Origin of the sequence: Endozoicomonas sp. ONNA1, from assembly GCF_024606325.1 — a bacterium.
In the GTDB taxonomy this organism is placed as follows: Bacteria; Pseudomonadota; Gammaproteobacteria; order Pseudomonadales; family Endozoicomonadaceae; genus Endozoicomonas_A.
The window spans coordinates 1-2,244 of sequence record NZ_JAHHPN010000448.1 but is presented as its reverse complement, the minus strand read 5'-3'; the positions used below and the strand labels follow the sequence as shown (position 1 = coordinate 2,244).

At 46.3% G+C, this 2,244-nt stretch carries 1 protein-coding gene; it reads right to left on the bottom strand.

Annotated elements, in window-relative coordinates; all coding sequences use genetic code 11:
- Positions 1 to 333: 333 nt before the first annotated feature.
- The gene (locus tag KDK19_RS10330) at positions 334 to 2,040 is read right to left on the bottom strand and encodes an F-box/WD40 repeat-containing protein (RefSeq protein WP_257291885.1); all 1,707 of its coding nucleotides are present in this window, start codon (positions 2,038 to 2,040) and stop codon (positions 334 to 336) included.
- Between the last annotated feature and the right edge of the window lie 204 nt (positions 2,041 to 2,244).

Genomic DNA, 2,244 nt, shown 5'->3' with positions numbered 1-2,244 from the left:
GCACAGATTCTAGTTCAACGGGCAAATCGAGTAATAAACATTGATTGTTGTTATAGACACTCACTTCTCTACCTGCATTGATACCCGTTGGCGCTTGCTCTATTTGAAGCGACTCAGGTGTTGACGGGAGTAGCCCGTCAACGCTGGTATGGTTGTCCATAACATTCATGCCTTATTTCTCCATAGCTAGTAGTTATCCTCTCTAAGAAAGGACATTCAAAATGAATTCGATAGGTTGGATTCGGTTTTTTGATGAAAGTTCACACGATTGAGGTCAGTGAAAGCAGGAAAAAAACAGAGCCCTGATCCGGAAAAATTCTTCAAGCTCATGGATCACAATAGGATGCACCAAACCTGAGACGGAGGGTAGATTACACCCCTTCGATCAACATCGTCCTTCCGTAGTTCAGTGATTCTCGCACTGAAATCATTACTGATGGTCACTACATATCGGTCATCGGGACTGAAGTGGGCTGAGTTGATGGGTTCCTCGTGTTGGATGGTGGCTTTTCCCAGCCATGACCCATCGGCCCGTTGACCACAAATTTTCGCCGTGCCATCCAAACTGGCGGTTACCACATGACAACCATCGGCACTGAAGGTGGCTGTGAAGACTCTGTGCCCATGGGTAATGCAGGCTTCTTCCAGCCATGACCCGTCGGTCTGGAGACCACTGATTTTTGCCGTCTTATCATAACTGGCGGTCACCACATGCTGACAATCGGCACTGAAGGTAGCTGAGGTGACCTCTCCGTTGTGGGAAATGCAGGCTTTTTCTTGCCATGATGAAGCACCCTTCAGGCTATAGATTTTCACCTTGCCATCCCAGCTGGCGGTCACCACATGGCAGCTATCAGCACTGAAGGTGGCTGCGGTGAGAGAATCATCATGATCAATCGTGGCTGCTTTTCTCCATGATCCATCGGCCTGCTGGTCATAGATACTTGCCGCGCGAGGTGAATTGAAGGTTAACAGGTGGCAGCTGTCGGCGCTGAAATGGACGATTTTGCTCTGGTTTCGAATGGTGGCTTTTTCCATCCATGATCCATTGACTCTCTTGTCATAGATTTTAACAGTGAGACGTTCATCCCGGATCGCCAGAAGACTCTCATCGACACTGAGCTTGGCATTAGCGACCGGACAGGTATGGTAAATAGTGTCCTCTAATTCCCATGATCCATTGTCCCCCTCAGCAAAGATTTTCACCGTGTGATCTGGATTGGCAGTCACCAGACGGCTGCCGTCAATACTGAAGGTAACTGAATTGACTTTGGGAACATGGGGAACGGTGGCTTTTACTCCCCATGTTCCATTGTCTGACTGACTATAGATATTGAATGTCTTATCATAAAAGGTGGCTAACACATAACAGCCATCAGAGCTAAAGCTGGCCGACCTGACTGAACGACTATGGATAATAGTGTCTTTTTCTGCCCAGTTTCCACCACTCTCCTGTTCATAGATTTTCAACGCCCTATCTAAACTGGCGGTCACTACACGACGGCTGTCGGCACTGAAGCTGGCTGTGTTGACACCGAAATTATGGGTGATTTCGGCTTTTTTTGTCAGCTTGAATGTTTTACATTGAGACATCAGTTTACTGTTGGTGAACAGGAGCTGAGGATGAAAAAAAGTACTTTGTTGTTGTTTTAAAAGTGACTCGATAGTGTCCTTATTTGCAAACGGCTTCAACCAATCACAGAGTTGTTGTGTATCTTTAGTCGTAATCATCGCCTGTAGTTGATATTGGTGTGGTGAAGGAAACCGGCGATACCATGCTCTTTCCATCGCTTTATCATTTTTAACAAAATCGCGAAGATACCTGCATACCTTTGCTAAACGGGTAATCTCGCGAAAACCCAAATAGCGAATAATTATTGATTTTGTTTCGTCGGGCAAACAGAGGAATGGAGATTGATTTTGGTGATATACAATAACGTCCCTGCCTGCACAGTCACCCGTTGCTGCTTCCTCCATTCGAGGTTGCTTCGTTGGCAGGGGTGAAGCGTCATCGCTGGAATGGTTGTTCAGAGGGTTCATGCCTGGCTCCTCCAGAGCTTCAAAGTCAGTGTTTATCCTCGCTCAGAGAGGACATTCAAAATTGATTCAAGTGATTAGACTGGGTTTTATGATGAAAGTTCATAAAATTGAGGTCAGCCTCCCAGGCAACAAAAGAGCCCCGATCCATACGCTCATTCAACCATCAATTCTTCTTGCGTAGCTCAGTGATTCTCACCTTGTTAT